This window comes from Arthrobacter sp. H5 (assembly GCF_000520595.1).
GTDB lineage: Bacteria > Actinomycetota > Actinomycetes > Actinomycetales > Micrococcaceae > Arthrobacter_D.
The window spans coordinates 45,340-46,081 of record NZ_KI914984.1 but is presented as its reverse complement, the minus strand read 5'-3'; the positions used below and the strand labels follow the sequence as shown (position 1 = coordinate 46,081).

At 63.9% G+C, this 742-nt stretch carries 1 protein-coding gene and 1 pseudogene; both read left to right on the top strand.

What is annotated here, in order from left to right:
- Positions 1 to 9: 9 nt before the first annotated feature.
- Positions 10 to 354 (top strand): annotated as a pseudogene (locus Y708_RS30870) (SDR family NAD(P)-dependent oxidoreductase); the annotation flags it as partial.
- On the top strand, positions 270 to 742 hold a 473-nt coding region (locus tag Y708_RS31495), incomplete at its 3' end, for an SDR family NAD(P)-dependent oxidoreductase (protein WP_343212956.1). The pseudogene Y708_RS30870 and the gene Y708_RS31495, both read left to right, overlap by 85 nt.

Genomic DNA, 742 nt, shown 5'->3' with positions numbered 1-742 from the left:
GGCGCACACGTGATCATGGCAGTCCGCACGCCTGCGAAAGGCGAAGCAGCCAAGACGGAGATACGGCAGAAGCACCCTCATGCGTCGCTTGAGGTGCGCCACATTGACCTCGCGGACCTCTCCACGGTCCGTGTCTTCGCGCAATCACTGCACGACGACGGCCGCCCCCTGGATCTGCTGCTCAACAACGCGGGGGTCATGGCTCCACCCAAGCGGATGACCACCGCCGACAACTTCGAACTGCAGTTTGGCAGCAATTTCCTCGGCCCATTCGCCCTGACCAACCTGCTCCTGCCGCTGCTATTAACGGCGGAACGGCCGCGGGTTGCCACCATGTCCAGCACTGCGGCGGGAATCGGCAGGATCCGTTTCGAGGACCTGCAGTTCACCCGCGGCTGGCAGTCCGCACGCCTGCGAAAGGCGAAGCAGCCAAGACGGAGATACGGCAGAAGCACCCTCATGCGTCGCTTGAGGTGCGCCACATTGACCTCGCGGACCTCTCCACGGTCCGTGTCTTCGCGCAATCACTGCACGACGACGGCCGCCCCCTGGATCTGCTGCTCAACAACGCGGGGGTCATGGCTCCACCCAAGCGGATGACCACCGCCGACAACTTCGAACTGCAGTTTGGCAGCAATTTCCTCGGCCCATTCGCCCTGACCAACCTGCTCCTGCCGCTGCTATTAACGGCGGAACGGCCGCGGGTTGCCACCATGTCCAGCACTGCGGCGGGAATCGGCAG